An 18,576-nucleotide genomic window follows, 5' to 3' on the forward strand; every position below is an offset into this window, starting at 1 on the left:
CACAGCGGCATGGCGCGCAAGGGTTTCAAGCGCTGGTTGACCAGGATCGTGCCGGCGCCGGCCGAGCGCAGCACCTATGTGCTGCTGACCAGCCTGGTGCTGGCACTGCTGTTCTGGCAGTGGCGGCCGCTGCCGCAGTTACTGTGGGATGTGCAGGGGCCGACGGCGCGGATGGCATTGCAGGGCCTCGCCGCGCTGGGATGGCTGCTGGTACTGGGCAGCACCTTCATCATCAGCCACTTCGACCTGTTCGGTCTGCGCCAGGTCTGGTTGCATGCACGCAATCGCGTCTATCCGGAAAACGCCCTTCGTGGTGCGTGCGTTCTATCGCCTGGTCCGCCATCCTCTGTATCTGGGCTTCGTGATCGCGTTCTGGGCGACGCCGACGATGACCTTGGGCCACCTGCTGTTCGCGATGATGACGACAGGCTACATCCTGGCCGCGATCCAGCTGGAGGAACGCGACCTGGTCGCCGCCTACGGCGACGACTACCGCGATTACCGCAGCCGCGTGCGCATGCTGCTGCCGCTGCCGAAACGGCAGCGCGAACCTGTCACCGGAGGCCTTGGCGATGACGCCTGATCACGCCGCGCGCATGCCCGGCCCACTGCCCGCCTCGACACTGGATGCGCCGCGCACGCCGGCTGCGCTACCGTGCACGACATCCACGCGTATCCTGAGGCACCACATGCGTGATCTGCTCAGCGAAGCCGCGAATCGTTCGATCGATTATCTGCAAGGCCTTGACGCACGCGCGGTGGCGCCGTCACCTGCCACCGTGACGGCACTGTCCGCCTTCGACACGCCGCTGCCCGAATCCGGCTGCGATCCCTACGAGGTGCTGGAGCAACTCGATCGCTACGGCTCGCCGGCGACGATGGCCATGGCCGGTCCGCGTTTCTTCGGCTTCGTGATCGGCGGCTCGCTGCCGGTCACGCTGGCCGCCAACTGGCTGGCCGGGGCGTGGGACCAGAATACGGGGCTATACGCGATCACCCCAGCCACCGCGCGCATCGAGGAGGTGACGCTGCGCTGGCTGATCGAACTGCTCGGCTTGCCGCCCGGCACCGGCGGCGCCTTCGTCACCGGCGCCACGGTCGCCAATTTCAGCGCACTGGCGGCAGCGCGGCACGTGGTGCTGAAACGCGTCGGCTGGGACGTGGAAGCGGACGGCCTGTTCGGCGCACCGCCAGTCACGGTCGTGATCGGCGAGGAAGCGCATCCGACCCTGGTCAAATCGCTGGGCATGCTCGGCTTCGGGCGCCACCGTGTCGTGCGCGTGCCTGCGGATTCACAGGGACGCATGCGAGCGGACAAGCTGCCCGCGATTTCCGGGCCGACCATCGTCTGCGCACAGGTCGGCAACGTGAATACCGGCGCCTGTGATCCCGTCGCCGAGATCGGCGCGCGCTTGCGCGACACCGGCGCATGGCTGCATGTCGACGGCGCTTTCGGCCTGTGGGCCGCGGCAGCGCCTGGCCTCGCGCATCTGGTGCAGGGCATCGACATCGCCGACTCATGGGCCACCGATGCGCACAAATGGCTCAACGTGCCCTACGACAGCGGCCTGGCCTTCGTACGCGATCCACAGGCATTGCGCGCGGCGATGGCGATCACCGCCGATTACCTTCCGACCGAATCCGAGTTCCGCAATCCATCCGACTACACGCCGGAGTTGTCGCGGCGCGCGCGTGGCGTCGAAATCTGGGCGGCGCTACGCGGCCTGGGCAGGCGCGGCATCGCAGAGATGGTCGAACGCAACTGCCGCCAGGCCCGGCGTTTTGCCGAAGGCCTGCGCATGAGCGGATTCGAAGTGCTCAACGAGGTGGCGTTGAATCAGGTACTGGTCGCCTTCGGCGATGCCGCGACCACGCAGCGCGTGATCGCCGCGCTGCAGGCCGACGGTACCTGCTGGTGCGGCGGTACGGTCTGGCAGGGACGCACCGCGATGCGCATCAGCGTCTCTTGCTGGGCAACGACCGACGACGATGTGGAACGCAGTCTCGAAGCCATGCGCCACGCCGCCCGGAGCGTGATCGGCTGATCGGCTACAGCGCCCGCCCATTGCCCGGCCGGTGGTACGCCGAACAGGCCCGGGACGGGCCGGTCTGCACAAAATGTAAACAAAGGCGTATAAGCTGTTACTCCCATGGAGTCTGACAGAGCGAAACTTCGCCTGATCCGGACCGGGGCCCACGCTGACCGACAGCGCGACCCGGCTGCTCCCGCCATGTCTTCCGATTCGCACGGGCATGCGTTCGCTGACCCCACCATCAACACATTGCCGACGCGGCTCGACGCCGTCCGCCTGCTGTCGCTGGATGCGTATGGCCGCGTGCTCGACTGGATGAGCTGGCAGGACGCGACCAGCCTGTATGCGCGCGACGCGGTTGCCTGGACGCTGGGCGACCCCTGCCTGACCGTGCATGGCGGCACCTGCCGGCGCACCGGCGAGCGCAGCACGCTGGACCTGCATCCGATCGTCGCCGCGCGCGGGCATGCGCGTGCGCATGCGCTCGATCCCACGCCGGCGCTGACCAATGTCGCGCTGTTCGCCCGCGACGAACATCTGTGCCTGTATTGCGGCCGCGACTTCCATCGCCAGCAGCTCACCCGCGACCACGTGATGCCCTTGTCCAAGGGCGGCCGCGACGTCTGGGAAAACGTGGTCGCCGCCTGCTTCCACTGCAATTCGCGCAAGGGCGGACGCACGCCGCAACAGGCCGGAATGCCGTTGCTGGCGGTACCGTACCGGCCCAGCTGGATCGAGCACCTGATCCTGAGCAACCGCAACATCCTGGCCGACCAGATGGCGTTCCTGAAGAGCCATCTGCCCAAGCGTCCACGGCCGCGGATGCGTCACTAAGCGACGTTCCTGCGTCGCTTTCAACGCAAAACCCTCATCGAACCAGGCGCGATACCGCGGTCGGCGTCGATGCGCGTTGACTGGGTCCGGCCGCTTCGCAACACTGGCTGCTTTCCCGCTGGCGATACGACACGATGCCCCTGACCCTGGGTCTTACCGGTATGGATCCGGCCACCGAAACCGCACTGCAGGCGGCGTTCAAGCAGGCCAATTCCAGCGCGGGGGAAAGCTTCAGCCTGATGCCGGAAGCCGACGCCGACTACGTGGTCGTCGACATGGACAGCATGTACGGGCCGATGAGCTGGTTGCGCCTGCATGGCGCCGGCAAGACCGTGATCGGACTGACGTCGGCGCCACGGACCCAGGCCGACTTCCGCCTCGGGCGCCCGTTCGACGCCAATACCTTGCAGGTGCTGCTGGGCGAGATCGTCAGCAAGGCCGGGGCGCCTGTCGCTTCCGCGCCTGCACCGTCGCCGACACTCGCCGCGGCGCCCGCGTCGAGCGCAGAGGAAACGGCTCCGGCCGCCGTGCCATCCGGCCTTACCCACGCACCGGCGCCCCAGGATCTGCTGCCGGAGGAGCAGGTGGAGCCGCTGGATCCGGAAACCATCGCGCCGCCCTCGCCTGAACCGGCGCCGGTACCTGTCGTCGCACCGACGCCAGCGAGCGAGCCGACCCTCGGCGACTGGCTGCTGCCCAACGCGCTGCAGCAGCGCCTGCGTTACCGCCGTGGTGCCGGGCCTTCGCTGTTGCTCGACCCGCAATCGCGCCAGTACCACGGGCCGGCCACGCTGAAGCCCTTGGCCGCTTACTTCGAAGGCAGCGTGCGCCTGGCCGATTTCGACGCGATCGACGCCGCCACCTGGATCCGGGAAGCGGCCGCGGCCGGCGATGCGCAGCCGCTCTCGCGCCTGCAGTGGTACGGGGGCCTGCTGGCCGGCAAGGGCGAACTGCTGCCGGGCAACGATCCGGCCGGCCGTTACCGCCTGAACAAGTGGCCGCAGACCGAGCGCGAGTTCCCCAAGCACTTCCGCATCGCCACGGCGATGATGAAAGGCCCGGCCACACTGGACGAGATCGTCGCCGCCAGCGGCGTACCCGCCGGCGATGTCGCCGATTTCGTCAACGCCAACCTCGTCACCGGCTTTGCCGAATCGGTCCCCGACCTGCCACCGGAGCCCGCCGAGCCCGCCAAACCGGGCGGCCTGTTCGGACGTCTGCGCGGGCGCTAGGTCCGCAGCGGCGCCTTGTAAGCGGTTGGGAGCGGATAACCGCGGATAACTGGCCTTGCTTGCCCACCCCGCGCCACGGCGGGACAATGGCGGACTTGCCGCATCCGCCGTTTGTAATGACCGACCCGCAGCGCTATCCGCGTCTTTCCCGCATACAGATCCCTGCCGATCTGCGCCAGTTCGACGAGGCCGAACTGCCCGACATCGCCGACGAACTGCGCGCCTACCTGATCGAATCGGTCGGCCGCAGCGGCGGCCACTTCGGCGCCGGCCTGGGCGTGATCGAACTGACCACCGCGCTGCACTATCTGTACGACACACCCGACGACCGCATCGTCTGGGACGTCGGCCACCAGACCTATCCGCACAAGATCCTCACCGGTCGCCGCGACCGCATCCACACCGTCAAGCAGAAGGACGGCGTGGCGCCTTTCCCCAAGCGCGAGGAAAGCGAGTACGACACCTTCGGCGTCGGCCACTCCTCGACCTCGATCTCCGCCGCACTGGGCATGGCGATCGCCAACGCGCGTGCCGGCAACGGACGCCGCGTGGTCGCGGTGATCGGCGACGGCGCGATGACCGCGGGCATGGCATTCGAAGCACTCAACCATGCCGGCGGCATGGAGCCCGAGCCCAACCTGCTGGTCGTGCTCAACGACAACCGCATGTCGATCTCGGAGAACGTCGGCGGCCTCACCAAGATGCTCGGCCGCATGACCGGCAGTCGCACGCTTAACGCGATCCGCGAAGGCGGCAAGAAGCTGCTTGGCGACAAGAACAAGCCGACTGCGAAATTCGTGCGCCGCTGGGAAGAGCACTGGAAGGGCATGTTCGTGCCGTCCACGCTGTTCGAGGAAATGGGCTTCCACTACACCGGTCCGATCGACGGCCACGATGTCAAGGCGCTGGTCGCCGCGCTCAAGACCCTGAAAAAGCTCAAGGGCCCGCAGCTGCTGCACATCATCACCACCAAGGGCAAGGGCTACGAGCTCGCGGAAGGCGACCAGATCGGCTATCACGCCGTCTCTCCGTTCGATCCAAGCCAGGGTGTCGTGAGCAAGTCCGGCGCCAAGAAACCGACCTATACGGACGTGTTCGGCGATTGGCTGTGCGACATGGCCGCCGCCGACCCGCTGCTCATGGGCATCACTCCGGCGATGCGCGAAGGCTCCGGTCTGGTGCGCTTCAGCAAGGAATATCCGGAACGCTATTTCGACGTGGCCATCGCCGAGCAGCACGCGGTGACGCTTGCGGCGGGCATGGCCTGCGAAGGCGCCAAACCCGTGGTGGCGATCTATTCGACCTTCCTGCAGCGCGCGTACGACCAGCTCGTGCACGACGTCGCGATCCAGAAGCTTGATGTGTTGTTCGCCATCGATCGCGGCGGCGTGGTCGGTCCCGATGGTGCTACCCACGCCGGCAACCTGGACCTCAGTTACCTGCGCTGCGTCCCGCACATGGTGGTGATGGCGCCGGCCGATGAGAACGAATGCCGGCAGATGCTGTCGACCGGCTTCCGGTACCCGGGGCCTGCGGCGGTGCGTTATCCGCGCGGCACCGGCCCGGGCGTCGCGGTGCAGGCGAACCTGGACACGCTGCCGATCGGCAAGGCACAGGTTCGCCGCGAGGGCACACGCGTCGCCCTGCTCGCTTTCGGTGCACTGGTGCCGGCGGCAGAGAAAGTCGGCGAGGAACTCGGCCTGACCGTGGTCAACATGCGCTTCGTCAAACCGATGGATCGCGCGTTGATCCTGCAATTGGCGAAGACGCACGACGGCTTCGCCACGCTCGAGGACAATGTCGTGATGGGCGGCGCCGGTTCGGCCGTGGCCGAACTGCTGAACGAGGAAAACATCCAGCGGCCGATCCTGCACCTCGGCCTGCCGGACGAGTTCCAGCATCACGCCAGTCGCGAGGACCTGCTGGCCGAAGCCGGACTGGACGTCGAAGGCATCCGCAAGGCACTGCTGTCGCGCTGGCCCGACCTGTCGCGCGCCACGCGCGTGGCGCTCAGCGCCGCGTCGGGTTGACCTGCAGTCGTAACGACACCGCTTCCGCGAAAGAGAAAATGTAGGGCGTATTAGCCGCAGGCGTAATGCGCCGGATGCCTACCGCGCCAAGCCACCATGCGGCGCAATGCCCTTCGGTTATTGCGTCCTACCACCGCCATCCGCATCCCGTCGAAAAGCAAGTCGCCGGCTGCTGCCTGCCACTCAGGGTGCCTGCACCTCGTAACCCCTGACACGCAGCTTCTCCAGATAACCATCCGCCTTCAGTAGTTGGCTGATCGGCAGCATCGCGAAAGTGGACGCATTGTTAGCCAATGCGTTTTCCGCTGCCGACAACCATTTCCGCTCGACCTCCTGCGCAAGGTCGTCCACGCCGTACTTGCGCGCCAAGCCCGCCCCGGTGAACGCCGCAATGCAGGTGGCGTATTCGTTATTGGCTGGCAATTGCCGGAGCAATTCGATGTCGCCGGTCGCCCAGGCGTTGGCGCGCGCCGCCATGTTGCCGAGATCGCTCTCGATGCTATCCAGCGTCTTCTCGAAGCATTGCAGGTCGTCGATCGAGGACGCGGCGAATTCTTTCAGCGCCTTGCGTGGTTCGGGGATGAAGATCTCGACATCCGGATTGGTCATCCTGAGGCCATGACGCTTTGCAAGCTTCGTGACCTTGGGGCTCACGATCCCGGACCAGGCCATTCCCGACTTTTCGATCGCCTCGCCGTATAGTTCCATCGCAGCGAAGGCCGGCCGCCACTTCTCGATGCCACGATCACGGCCGATGTATTTCGCCTTCAACGCCTGCCAGCGCGCGTACTGGTCCGGCAGGACGACCTGCTGCAGGGAGAGGCCATCGGGATTGCGGCGCCTTAAATGCGCTGGGAATCAGCGTCAAGCCGCTAAAGAACCCGATGTCGGACTTGATCCTGGTTCCCGGCGGCGCGATCAACTCCTGCGATTGCAAGATCGTCCGTTCGACCGCAGTCGTGTCCCATTCCATGCGCCGCGGTAGTGGCGACTGCGTGCCCAGTATCCACAGCACGTGATCGCCCTTGCTGACCCGCCACATGCCCGGACCCGGCTGCGCGCCGGATACGACCATGGTGTCCAGCTCGACGATCGATGGATCGCGCGGTTTGGCCTCGGGTTCTGCGCGGACCGCGTCCTGCGGCTTTGCCGCCGGGACTTGGCCGATGGCGATGCCCGGCATCGCAAGCGCCGCGCACAACAGGATTACCCGCATGCGGATCCCCTGCCCGACGCTGGACGGTATTGTCGGCAACGGCCGTGAATGCCGGCCGGCCGTGGAAAGTCGGAGCCGCGCCTCACTCAGCGTATTTCCGCACGAATGCAGCACCGTCCTGTTCGTACTCGGCGCGACACACGGTCGCGGCCGCCTCGAACCGCTCGCGCGTCATCGTCGGTCGATCCGACAACAGCCGGTAGCTGCATTCGCAGGCGGCACGGGCGAAGCCGTGTTGCGCCTCTGCGTCGCCGAGCTGCTGCAGCATCGCCGGCACGCAGGCCTGTTCGATGAATTCCCCATGCGAGGGCAGCGGCTGCGTGTCCTGCGCGTGGGCGACGGCTGTGATCGCGATCGCGCCGCACAAGGCCAGGATCCGTTTTTCCATGCGTGATGCTCCATGCATGCGTTTGCCATGGATTATGGCCGCAATGTGCGGATACGGCGCAGACGGCAGAACGCCCGGACGGTGCCGGGCGCTGGAGTTCGATATTGATTGGTCGGGACGGCCGGATTTGAACCGACGACCCTCTGCCCCCCAGGCAGATGCGCTACCAGGCTGCGCTACGCCCCGACTAAGGCCGACATTATAGGCGGTGATCCCCATCAGCGGTGATCCCGCGAAGACGGTCGATGGCTGAAGTTTCAGCGCCGCAGCAGCTGCAGCACTTCTTCCAGTTCCATCCGCACCTGCTTGATGATCTGCGAGCTCATCGCCGATTCCTGCTTGGCACCCTCGCCCTCGAGGCGCTGGCGCGCGCCGCCGATGGTATAGCCCTGCTCGTACAGCAGGCCGCGGATCTGGCGCACCATCAGCACGTCGTGGCGCTGGTAATAGCGGCGGTTGCCGCGACGCTTGACCGGCTTGAGGCTGGGGAATTCCGACTCCCAGTAACGCAATACGTGCGGCTTCACGTCGCACAGCTCGCTGACCTCACCGATGGTGAAGTAGCGCTTGGCCGGGATCGGCGGCAGTTCGCGGTTGCTGCCCGGATCAAGCATGGGCACCGCCTGCGTACGCTTCCACGCGTTCCTTGAGCTTTTGGCCCGGGCGGAAAGTCACGACCGTGCGGGCGGAGATCGGAATCTCCTCGCCGGTCTTGGGATTGCGTCCGGGCCGCTGGTTCTTGCGGCGCAGGTCGAAATTGCCGAAGCCCGACAGCTTGACCTGCCGGCCCTGCTCCAGCGCCTCGCGCAGCACGTCGAAGAACGCGTCGACGAACTCCTTGGCCTCGCGCTTGTTAAGCCCGACTTCGTCGAACAGACGCTCGGCCATTTCCGCCTTGGTCAACGCCATACCGTTCCCCGAAAACGACTCAACTACGGATCCGCGCGTCGTGGTCGCGTAACAGGGCGGCCGTCACATCGGCCACCATCGCATCCACATCGCGGTCGGTCAGAGTGCGGGATTCGTCCTGCAGAATCAAGCCCATAGCCAGACTCTTGAATCCGGTTTCGACCCCCGGCCCCTGATACCGGTCGAACAGCCGCAGGTCCCTCAAGGCGCCCCCCGCGGCCCTGCGGACAGTGTCCGCGACCGCGGCCCACGACACGCCATCGGCGACGACGAACGCGAGATCCCGACGGACGGACGGATATTTCGACAACGGTGCCGCGCGCGGCACCGGGCGCTGCAGCAGCGGCTCCAGGTCCAGTTCCCAGGCCAGCACGTCCGCGTCTAGGTCGAGTTGCTGCTGCAGGCGCGGGTGCAGCTGGCCGATCCAGCCGATTTTGGCGCCGTCACGATAGATGTCGGCCGAGCGGCCGGGATGCCCGTGGCCATCGGACGAGGGCCGGTATTCGAGGTTCGCGCCGGACAGCGCAGCGATGCTGTCGAGGTCGCCCCTGACGTCGTGGAAATCGACCGCGCGCTCCTTAGCATCCCACTGCTCGCCAGTCGCATCGCCGCATGCGACCGCGGCAATGCGCAGGGTTTCACACGGGGCATCGCCGCGATTGCCAGTGAAGGTCTTGCCGATCTCGAACAGGCGCACGCGGTTTTGCTGGCGTGCGACATTGCGCGCCAGCGCGGCGACCAGTCCGGGCAGCAGGCGGGTGCGCATCACGCCGAGTTCGTTGCTGAGCGGGTTGGCCAAGGCCACGCCGTCCTGCAAGGCCCCCCACTTCGCCAGCAGATCGGCATCGACGAAGGCATAGTTGATCGCCTCAAGATAATCACGCGCGGCCAACTGATCGCGCACGGTGCGCTCGTCGACGCGGGTTTCGCTGGGCGCGGCCAGACGCGTGGCACCGCCGGGCAGCGTGGTCGGAATCGCGTCGTAACCGTGGATGCGGGCGATTTCCTCGATCAGGTCCTCCTCGATCGCAAGATCGAAGCGACGGCTCGGCACGATCACCCGCCAGCCTTCGGCAAAGTCTTCGACCTCCAGCCCGAGCGCACGCAGGATGCGACCAACCTCGGCATCACCCACGGTTACGCCGAGCACGCGCGACAGGCGTTCGCGGCGCAACACGATCAACGCCGGCCCCGGCAGGTGTTCGGGCAGCACCGCCTCGGTCACCGGCCCAGGCGAACCGCCGGCAATCTCCACGATCAGGCGCGTCGCCACTTCGATCGCCTGGCGCGGCAGTTCCGGGTCGACGCCGCGCTCGAAACGATGACCGGCATCGGTGTGCAGGCCGAGCCTGCGGCCGCGACCGATGATCGCCGAGGGAATCCAGTGTGCCGCCTCGAGGAACACGTTGCGCGTCGTGTCGGTCACGCGCGTGTCGTAGCCGCCCATGATGCCGCCGAGCGCAACCGTGCGCGCCGCGCGGCCACCCTGGCTGTCGGACACCACGAGAAAATCCTCCTCGAGGGCAACGCTGCGGCCGTCGAGCAGCTTGGTCTGCTCGCCGGTCCGCGCATGCCGCACCACCACCGGATCAACCAGGGTGTCGCGATCGAACGCATGCATCGGCTGGCCGAGTTCCAGCATCACGTACTGGGTCACGTCGACCAGGAAACTGATCGGGCGGACGCCACTGCGGCGCAGGCGTTCGGCCATCCATACCGGCGTGGCCACGCGCGCATCCACGCTTTCGAGCACGCGGCCAACGAAGCGCGGCACCTTGGCGCCAGCATCAAGTTCGACCGCAAGGCGTTCATCGTTCAAGGCCGGCATCGGCGTGGCATCGAACGGCACTACCGCCGAACCGCAGGCCGCCGCGACGTCGTAGGCGATGCCGCGCACGCTGAAGCAGTCGGCGCGATTGGGAGTGAGCTTCAGCTCGATGCTGGCATCCGGCAGGCCGAGGTAATCGGCCAGCGGCGTACCGACTGGCGCATCGGCTGGAAGTTCGAGCAGGCCGGAAGCATCGGCATCCAGGCCCAGCTCCTTCGCCGAGCACAGCATGCCGTTGGATTCGACGCCGCGCAGCTTCGCGGCCTTGATCGTGATTTCGCCGACCTTGGCGCCCACCATGGCCAGCGGCGCGACCAGTCCGGCGCGCGCATTCGGCGCACCGCAGACGATCTGCAGCGTGTCCGCCTGGCCGACATCGACCTGGCAGACCTGCAGGCGATCGGCTTCCGGATGTTTTCCGGCACTGACGATGCGCGCGACCACGACGCCGTCGAGCGACTCGCCGAGCGGCGTGATGTCTTCAACCTCGAGCCCGATGGCAGTCAGCATAGCCGCGAGTTCGTCGCGGGTGGCATCGGTCTTGACGTGTTGTCGCAGCCAGTTTTCGCTGAATTTCATTGGAGAGCCGTGATTTGTGATTCGTTATTTGTGATTCGCTTCAGTAACTCGTGATCTTGCGGTCGCCGCAATCGCGCAAGGGTACGGCTCTTGCCAATCACGAATCACCGATCACGAATCCCGGCCTTTCAAGCAAACTGCCTGAGGAAACGCACGTCGTTGTCGAAGAAGGCGCGCAGGTCGTCGACGCCGTAGCGCAGCATCGCGAAGCGCTCCACCCCCATGCCGAAGGCGAAACCGGTGTAGCGCTCCGGATCGATGCCGACGTTGCGCAGCACGTTCGGATGCACCATGCCGCAGCCCAGCACTTCCAGCCAGCGCGTGCTGCCATCGGCCTGCTGCCAGGCGATATCCACTTCGGCACCAGGCTCGACGAACGGGAAATAGCTGGGCCGGAACCGCATTTCGAAGTCGCGCTCGAAGAATGCACGCACGAATTCGGCCAGCGTGCCTTTCAGGTCGGCGAAGGTGGCGTGCTCGTCGACCAGCAGACCTTCCACCTGGTGGAACATCGGCGAATGGGTCTGGTCGCTGTCGCTGCGATACACCTTGCCGGCAGCGATCATGCGCAGCGGCGGGACATGGTCCTTCATGTAGCGCACCTGCACGCCGGAGGTGTGCGTGCGCAGCAGGCGGCCATCGCCGAAGTAGAAGGTATCGTGCATGGCGCGCGCCGGATGATGCGGCGGGAAATTCAACGCCTCGAAGTTGTGCCAGTCGTCCTCGATCTCCGGACCGTCGGAGAGCTCGTATCCGAGCCGGCCGAAGATGTCGATGATGCGCTCCATCGTGCGGCTGACCGGATGCACGCCGCCGCGCCCGGCGCGACGGCCCGGCAGTGTGACGTCGATGGATTCGGTGGCCAGTCGCGCGTCCAGCGCGGCATTGTCGAGTTCCGCCTTGCGCGCGGCCAGCGCTTCGCCAATGGCGTCGCGGGCGCGGTTGATCGCCTCGCCGGCCACCTTGCGCTGCTCCGGCGGGAGCGCGCCCAGCGACTTCAGCTGCGCGGTGATGCTGCCGCTCTTGCCGAGCAGCGCCACGCGCAGGGCTTCGAGCGCGTCGGGCGCCTGCGCCGATGCGATGTCGGCCAGCGCCTGTGTGCTGAGTAGTTCGATGTCGCTCATTGATTCATCGCAACCTTGTTCCTGTCATTCCGGGCTGCCTTGCTGGTCCCTCGCTGCGCCCGGGGTGACAACATGAAAACCACCGCTCAGGAAAACACGGCCGGAAAAAACAATGGGGAAGGACTTGCGCCCTTCCCCACGTGTTCGGCGATTCGCACCGCCGGTACCGCTGTCTGTGGAGATCGCGTGCTTACGCCGCGAGCGCGCCCTTGGCTTTCTCTGCCAAAGCCGCAAAACCCTTCGCGTCGTGCACGGCGATGTCCGCCAGCACCTTGCGGTCGAGGGTGATGCCGGCCTTGAGCAGGCCGTTGATAAATCGGCTGTAGCTCATGCCGTTGATGCGGGCCGCCGCGTTGATGCGGGTGATCCACAGCGAACGGAAATTGCGCTTCTTCTGCTTGCGGCCGATGTAGGCGTACTGCAGCGCCTTCGTGACCGCCTGCTTGGCGACGCGGAAGACCTTGCGACGGGCGTGGTAGTAGCCCTTGGCCTGCTTCAGGATTTTCTTGTGGCGGCGACGCGCCGTAACACCACGTTTAACTCGTGCCATGGTTCAGTCTCCTCACAAATACGGAAGCATGCGGTCCAGACGTCCCGCGTCCTCGGCACGAACATGGTTCGTCTGCCGCAGGTTGCGCTTCCGCTTGGTCGCTTTCTTGGTGAGGATGTGGCTACGGTTGGCGTGGCCGGCCTTGTACTTTCCGGAGGCGGTCTTGCGGAATCGCTTGGCCGCCCCTCGGTGGGTCTTGATCTTGGGCATTGCGGATGTCCTTTCGGGTTTTCTTGTACTGGCCTGGGCGCCGTCGGGGCCGGCGACTTTCGTCGCGGTGCCCGTGACGGACTTTCCGTCCTGCCCTTGCCGGCTTGTAAGTCGTTGATCCCAAAAAGAATCGTACGACGGGTTCCTGGTGGCTCAAAAACGCCCGGCGAACCGGGCCGCACATTATGCAGGGGCTGGGTTTTCCTTGCAAATCAGGGGGTTTGCTCCTGAACCCGCGATGGCTTCAGCATCGCGCGACGGCCCGGTAATGGCGCCGCCCCACAAACAACAAGCGCGCCATTCGGCGCGCTTCCCTCACCCAACCCTCTCCCGCTGACGGGAGAGGGCGGTCGGTCACTTCTTCTTCGGCGCGATCATCATCACCATCTGTCGGCCTTCCAGGCGCGGGCGCGATTCGATCACGATGTCCTCGCCCAGATCGGCCTCGATCCGCGCGGCCATTTCGCGGCCGAGCTCCTGGTGGCTCATCTCGCGGCCACGGAAGCGGATGTTGACCTTGATCTTGTCGCCCTCTTCCAGGAAGCGGCGCATGTTGCGCAGCTTGATCTGGTAGTCGCCCTCGTCGGTGACCGGGCGGAACTTCATTTCCTTGATCTCGACCTGCTTCTGCTTCTTCTTGGCCGCGTTGGCCTTCTTCTGCAGTTCGAACTTGTATTTGCCGAAATCCATGATCCGGCACACCGGCGGATCGGCGTTCGGCTGGATTTCCACAAGATCCAGGCCCTGTTCTTCGGCCATGGCCAAGGCTTCGTCGCGCGACAGCACGCCGACCATCTCACCTTCGACGTCGAGTACGCGCACGCGGGGCACGCGGATTTCCTGATTCTTGCGGTTCTGCTTTTCGGGGGTAGTGATGTGGCTATCTCCAGGGTGTATCGTGCCGGCCGCCTATCGACGGCCGGGCCTGCTCATGCTGCCACATGCTCGGCGCGGAGTCGTTGGGCGAATTCGGCGACGGTCATCGTCCCCAGATCCTCCCCTCCGCGCGTGCGCACCGCGACTGCACCATTCTCCTTCTCGCGGTCCCCGACCACCAGCAGGTATGGCACCCGCTGCAGCGTGTGCTCGCGAATCTTAAAGCCGATTTTCTCGTTCCGCAAATCCGATTCGATCCGGAAGCCTTGATTTGCAAGGGTTTTCCGTACCTCATCCACATAATCGGCCTGGGCGTCGGTGATATTGGCCACCACCGCCTGGACCGGGGCCAGCCAGGCCGGGAAACTGCCGGCGTGATGCTCGATCAGGATGCCGATGAACCGCTCCATCGAGCCGACGATCGCCCGATGCAGCATCACCGGCGTCTGTTTCTGGCTGCTGGCGTCCACGTATTCGGCGCCCAGGCGGCCGGGCATCATGAAATCGACCTGCATCGTGCCCAGCTGCCAGGTCCGGCCGATGGCGTCGCGCAGGTGGTATTCGATCTTGGGGCCGTAGAACGCACCCTCGCCCGGCAGTTCCTGCCACTCGACCCCGGCCGCGGCCAGGGCGGCGCGCAGGGCGCCTTCGGCCTTGTCCCAGGTGGCGTCGTCGCCCAGCCGGGGGTCCGGGCGCAGGGCGATCTTCAGCTGCACATCGGTGAAGCCGAAATCGGCGTAGACCTTCATCGCCTGGCGGTGGAAGGCAGTCACCTCGGCTTCGATCTGATCCTCGGTGCAGAACACGTGGCCGTCGTCCTGGGTGAAACCGCGCACGCGCAGGATGCCGTGCAGCGCGCCGGAGGGCTCGTTGCGGTGGCAGGCGCCGAATTCGCCGTAGCGGATCGGCAGGTCACGGTAGCTGTGCAGGCCCTGCTTGAACACCTGTACATGGCCAGGACAGTTCATCGGCTTCAGCGCATAGGTGCGCTTCTCCGACTCGGTGAAGAACATGTTGTCCTGGTAGTTGTCCCAGTGGCCTGACTGCTTCCACAGCGACACGTCGAGGATCTGCGGGCAGCGCACCTCGCCATAGCCGGTGTCGCGATAGACCTTGCGCATGTACTGCTCGACCACCTGCCACACCGACCAGCCCTTCGGGTGCCAGAACACCAGGCCGGGCGCCTCTTCCTGCAGATGGAACAGGTTCTGCTGCTTGCCAATCCTGCGATGATCGCGCTTCTCGGCTTCCTCGATACGGGTGATGTAGGCGTCGAGCTGCTTCTTGTCTGCCCAGGCGGTGCCGTAGATGCGCTGCAGCTGCTCGTTCTTGGCATCGCCGCGCCAGTAGGCGCCGGAGATGCGGGTCAGCTTGAACACCTTCAGGAAGCGCGTGTTGGGCACGTGCGGACCACGGCACATGTCCACGTATTCCTCGTGGTGGTACAGGCCCATTGCCTGCTCGTCGGGCATGTCTTCGATCAGGCGCAGCTTGTAGTCCTCACCGCGCGACTTGAACGTCTCGATCACCTCGGCGCGCGGCGTGACCTTCTTGACCACGTCGTAGTCCCTGGCGATCAGTTCGCGCATGCGCTGCTCGATCGCGGCCATGTCCTCCGGCGTGAACGGGCGCTCGTACCAGATGTCGTAGTAGAAGCCTTCGTCGATCACCGGCCCGATCACCATCTTCGCAGTCGGATACAGCTGCTTGACCGCGTGGCCGACCAGGTGAGCGGTACTGTGGCGGATGATCTCCACGCCCTCCTCGTCCCTGGGCGTGATGATGCGCAGCCGGGCATCGTGGTCGATGCGGTCGCTGGCGTCGACCAGCTTGCCATCGACCTCGCCGGCCACGGTCGCCTTGGCCAGGCCGGCGCCGATGGACTGGGCCACGTCCATGACGCTGACGGGATGTTCGAACTCGCGGCGGCTGCCGTCGGGAAGGGTGATCGTGATCATTCGTAGAACCGTGATTGGTGATCCGTGATTGGCGATTGGTAGCTGGGATGCAGGATTCATGGGCGCCGGCACTTCGCGCCTTTTCGAATCACGAATTACCAATCACCAATCACCGCCAAAAAAAAAGCGCCACGAGGGCGCCGTTCGGCGGGCCTCGGGAAGCGTCAGCAGTGGGCGATGGTAGTGCTCATGTCGCACGCTCGGCCGGCGTCGCCGCGGGCCACCTCGGGCTGGGTCTTGCGCTCGATTCTAGCGGAAAATAGCCGCCATGCCGCAGTGCACCGCGCGCTCCGGCGGCGGCGTGGCATGATGCCGCCTGCTCCGCGACCATACTGCACCGGCTTTCGATGACGTTCAGCAGCTGTCCGATGACGGGCATGCCGGTTACGGCGGCAGCAAAAGGCCATGGTCTGATCCTGCTCGGCTACGGCCGCTGTTGCTCCCGCACCCGATGAAAAGCAGATCCCTCACTGCGTTTCGGGTTGACAGGCGCTAAAGGCATCGACGCGCTGTCGTGAAAACAGCGAAGCTGGTCAACCTGCCTCGCGGCCCCCAGCTAACGCCAGCGCGCCAATCACTTCTGCTTGACCGGCTTCAGCGGTTCCATTGCGCGGAAGCGGCGGCCGTATTCGTCGGTCAGGTCGCGGGCTTCCTGCGGGTTGCGGATGATGCTTGGCGTCAGCAGCACGATCACTTCCTCGCGCGAGGTATTGGAGCGCTGGGTACCGAACAGGCCACCGATGATCGGAATCCGGCTCAGGCCGGGCACGCCGCTGGAGCCGCGATCGACGCCGTCGCTGATCAGGCCAGCCAGCATGATGGTTTCGCCGCTCTGGATCGCGGCCTCGGTCTTGAGCCGGCGCGTATCAATGCGGACGTTGCCGTTCTGGTCGGCGTCGGCCTGTGAGCCAGGCGTGCTGATTTCCTGGACGATATCCAGGAACACCATGCCGTCCTTGGTCACGCGCGGGCGCACCTTGAGGATGGTGCCGGTCTCGATGTACTGCACCTGGCTGATGGTGTTGTCGCTGTCGTTGCCGGGATTGATCGACACCGATGAGATCGGAATGCGGCTGCCGACGTTGAAAGTGGCCTCGGCGTTGTTGCGCACCACCACCGACGGCGTCTGCAGCAGCTTGACGTCGGTGACCTGGTCCAGCGCCTCGATCACCGCGGCGGCATTGCGGCCGAGGAAGGTCCAGCCCAGGCCGCCCGGCGTGATGCTGCCGGCAAGCGTGCTCCATGTGGTACGGCCGACGGCATCCGGCAGGCCGGCGTCGGTCACCGCCTTCTCGAAAAACCAATTGACGCCGTAGCTCAACTCGCCGGACAGCTTCACTTCCGCCACCTGCGCCTCGATGTGCACCTGCATCGGCATCACGTCGAGGCGTTCGATCACGTCGCGGATCGAGCGCCACGCGGCCGGGCTGGCGCGCACCAGCAGTGCATTGGTTTCCTGCACCGCCGACACGCCGACGCGGTCGCCATCGACTTCCAGCGTGACCGTGGTATTGCTCGACCGCTGTTCCGGGTTGAGGTTGAGCGTACCGTTGCCGCTGCCGATGCCGGAGCCACCGCCCATTCCGCTGCTGCTGCCGATGTCGCTGCTGTTGGGGTCGCCCTTGCTGGTCGGGCTCATGTTGTCGGCCAGGCCGCGGATCTGTTCGGCATCCGGGTACATCAGAGACGGATCGCTGTCACCGCCGTTGCCGCCGCGCTGACTGCCGAACACTTCGGCCAGGCGCGTGGCCAGGTCGTCGGCCTTGATGTACTTCAATTCGTAGGAGAACAGCCGCGGCGTATCGCCAACGCCGTCGATACGGTCGATCCAGTCGCCGATGTCGTCGAGGTAATCCGGTTGCGAGGTGATCGCCAGCACCGCGTTGGCGCCTTCCAGCGGCATGAAGCGGAACATGCCGGCGACCGGCGACTTGCTCTGTTCGCCGAACACCTTTTCCAGGTCGGTCGCGACCTTGGCGGCGTTGCCGGACTGCAGCGGGAACACGCCGACCGACATGCCCGACAACCAGTCGACGTCGAAGATCTCGATGGTGCGCAGGTAGTTGGCCAGTTCGGCGCGCGTGCCGGCGAGGGTGATCAGGTTGCGCGAGGACTCGACGTTGACGATCGCGTTCGGACGCGCGTACGGCTTGAGCAGCTTCTCCATCTCGGTGGCCGAGACGTAACGCAGCGGCACGACCTGTACCTGGTAGCCGCCCCGCGCCATGCCGGGCGCGCCGATGCGCGGCGCCACCGCTCCGGCAAGGGCCTGGTCGGCCGGCACGATGCTGTAGCGGCCGTCACCGTAGACCATGCGCGCGTTGTTCCAGCCCAGCACCATTTCCAGCAGCGACAACGCCTGCGCGGCGTCGACCGGCTTGGGCGTGGCGAAGGTGACGGTGCCCTGCACGCCTGGTGCGATCACGTAGTTCTGGCCGAGCATGTCGCCGAGGACCGCCTTGACCACGGCGTGCAGCGATTCGCCTTCGAAATTGAACGTGGTGCTGCCGCCTTCCCCGCGCGCGACCGCGCTGCCCAGCGACGGCGGCGATGCCGATGCGGCGCCGCGGTTGATCATCTGCCCGCTGCCGCGGCGTACTACCGGGCGCGGGCCCGCATCGGTGCCGTCCATGGGCTCGGTCTGCACCGCGCGGCCATCGGCGGTGGTCGCAGTGGTCGCTGCGTCGGTCATCGCGCCTTCGCGACGCACGTCCGGCCGCGGCACCGTGGCGCAGGCCGCGAGCATCCCGCACAACAGGGCGGACAGGAAAATCTTCGGCTGGGGGCGGGTGAGACCGATCATGTCGTT

17 protein-coding genes and 1 tRNA gene are annotated in these 18,576 nt (G+C 65.8%); 5 read left to right on the forward strand and 13 right to left on the reverse strand.

All coding sequences use genetic code 11. The annotated features are described in order from the left end of the window. The first annotated feature begins 274 nt into the window (after window positions 1-274). From IP90_RS16745 to dxs, 5 genes are all read left to right on the forward strand, one after another. The gene (locus IP90_RS16745; RefSeq protein WP_199753402.1) at window positions 275-583 is read left to right on the forward strand and encodes a methyltransferase family protein; all 309 of its coding nucleotides are present in this window, start codon (window positions 275-277) and stop codon (window positions 581-583) included. A gap of 106 nt (window positions 584-689) precedes the next feature. Further along, window positions 690-2,045: a pyridoxal phosphate-dependent decarboxylase family protein gene (locus IP90_RS05860; RefSeq protein ID WP_144898673.1), complete on the forward strand. Its 1,356-nt coding sequence runs from the start codon at window positions 690-692 to the stop codon at window positions 2,043-2,045. 186 nt (window positions 2,046-2,231) lie between these two features. Beyond that, window positions 2,232-2,867: an HNH endonuclease gene (locus IP90_RS05865; protein WP_144898674.1), complete on the forward strand. Its 636-nt coding sequence runs from the start codon at window positions 2,232-2,234 to the stop codon at window positions 2,865-2,867. A gap of 134 nt (window positions 2,868-3,001) precedes the next feature. Further along, a complete protein-coding gene (locus IP90_RS05870; protein ID WP_144898675.1) occupies window positions 3,002-4,099 on the forward strand; it encodes a hypothetical protein in 1,098 nt (365 codons plus the stop codon). 116 nt (window positions 4,100-4,215) lie between these two features. Beyond that, complete coding sequence (gene dxs / locus IP90_RS05875) at window positions 4,216-6,129, forward strand: 1-deoxy-D-xylulose-5-phosphate synthase (protein WP_144898676.1); 1,914 nt, start codon at window positions 4,216-4,218, stop codon at window positions 6,127-6,129. Between the two features lie 183 nt (window positions 6,130-6,312). Here dxs and IP90_RS05880 read toward each other — a convergent pair whose 3' ends face one another. The 13 genes from IP90_RS05880 to gspD all read right to left on the reverse strand — a co-directional run bounded on the left by IP90_RS05880 (window position 6,313) and on the right by gspD (window position 18,570). Continuing rightward, window positions 6,313-6,900 carry a TraB/GumN family protein gene (locus IP90_RS05880; RefSeq protein ID WP_242007491.1) on the reverse strand — a complete coding sequence of 196 codons (588 nt, stop codon included), beginning with the start codon at window positions 6,898-6,900 and terminating at the stop codon, window positions 6,313-6,315. Next, window positions 6,875-7,312, reverse strand: coding sequence for a TraB/GumN family protein (locus IP90_RS05885; protein WP_144898678.1), 438 nt, complete (start codon window positions 7,310-7,312; stop codon window positions 6,875-6,877). The genes IP90_RS05880 and IP90_RS05885 overlap by 26 nt, the downstream gene beginning before the upstream one ends. A gap of 115 nt (window positions 7,313-7,427) precedes the next feature. Further along, window positions 7,428-7,733 carry a hypothetical protein gene (locus IP90_RS05890; RefSeq protein ID WP_144898679.1) on the reverse strand — a complete coding sequence of 102 codons (306 nt, stop codon included), beginning with the start codon at window positions 7,731-7,733 and terminating at the stop codon, window positions 7,428-7,430. Window positions 7,734-7,842: 109 nt separating this feature from the next. Beyond that, window positions 7,843-7,919: transfer RNA gene (locus tag IP90_RS05895), tRNA-Pro, on the reverse strand. A 71-nt stretch (window positions 7,920-7,990) separates the two neighbouring features. Next, on the reverse strand, window positions 7,991-8,347 hold the full coding sequence (locus IP90_RS05900; RefSeq protein ID WP_144898680.1) for a MerR family transcriptional regulator: 357 nt from the start codon (window positions 8,345-8,347) through the stop codon (window positions 7,991-7,993). Further along, complete coding sequence (locus tag IP90_RS05905) at window positions 8,340-8,642, reverse strand: integration host factor subunit alpha (protein WP_144898681.1); 303 nt, start codon at window positions 8,640-8,642, stop codon at window positions 8,340-8,342. Before IP90_RS05905 ends, IP90_RS05900 begins: the two co-directional genes overlap by 8 nt. 19 nt (window positions 8,643-8,661) lie before the next feature. Further along, window positions 8,662-11,049 carry a phenylalanine--tRNA ligase subunit beta gene (pheT, locus tag IP90_RS05910; protein ID WP_144898682.1) on the reverse strand — a complete coding sequence of 796 codons (2,388 nt, stop codon included), beginning with the start codon at window positions 11,047-11,049 and terminating at the stop codon, window positions 8,662-8,664. Window positions 11,050-11,177: 128 nt separating this feature from the next. Next, the gene (pheS, locus tag IP90_RS05915; protein ID WP_144898683.1) at window positions 11,178-12,173 is read right to left on the reverse strand and encodes a phenylalanine--tRNA ligase subunit alpha; all 996 of its coding nucleotides are present in this window, start codon (window positions 12,171-12,173) and stop codon (window positions 11,178-11,180) included. Window positions 12,174-12,363: 190 nt separating this feature from the next. After that, complete coding sequence (gene rplT, locus IP90_RS05920) at window positions 12,364-12,723, reverse strand: 50S ribosomal protein L20 (RefSeq protein ID WP_144898684.1); 360 nt, start codon at window positions 12,721-12,723, stop codon at window positions 12,364-12,366. Window positions 12,724-12,735: 12 nt separating this feature from the next. After that, on the reverse strand, window positions 12,736-12,933 hold the full coding sequence (rpmI, locus tag IP90_RS05925; RefSeq protein WP_024889803.1) for a 50S ribosomal protein L35: 198 nt from the start codon (window positions 12,931-12,933) through the stop codon (window positions 12,736-12,738). Between the two features lie 354 nt (window positions 12,934-13,287). Further along, window positions 13,288-13,809, reverse strand: coding sequence for a translation initiation factor IF-3 (gene infC, locus IP90_RS05930; protein WP_199753413.1), 522 nt, complete (start codon window positions 13,807-13,809; stop codon window positions 13,288-13,290). 53 nt (window positions 13,810-13,862) lie between these two features. Then, a complete protein-coding gene (gene thrS, locus IP90_RS05935) occupies window positions 13,863-15,767 on the reverse strand; it encodes a threonine--tRNA ligase (RefSeq protein ID WP_144898686.1) in 1,905 nt (634 codons plus the stop codon). 574 nt (window positions 15,768-16,341) lie between these two features. Next, the gene (gene gspD, locus IP90_RS05940) at window positions 16,342-18,570 is read right to left on the reverse strand and encodes a type II secretion system secretin GspD (protein ID WP_144898687.1); all 2,229 of its coding nucleotides are present in this window, start codon (window positions 18,568-18,570) and stop codon (window positions 16,342-16,344) included. Window positions 18,571-18,576 lie beyond the last annotated feature (6 nt).

The organism is Luteimonas cucumeris (genome assembly GCF_007830035.1).
Classification (GTDB): domain Bacteria; phylum Pseudomonadota; class Gammaproteobacteria; order Xanthomonadales; family Xanthomonadaceae; genus Luteimonas_C; species Luteimonas_C cucumeris.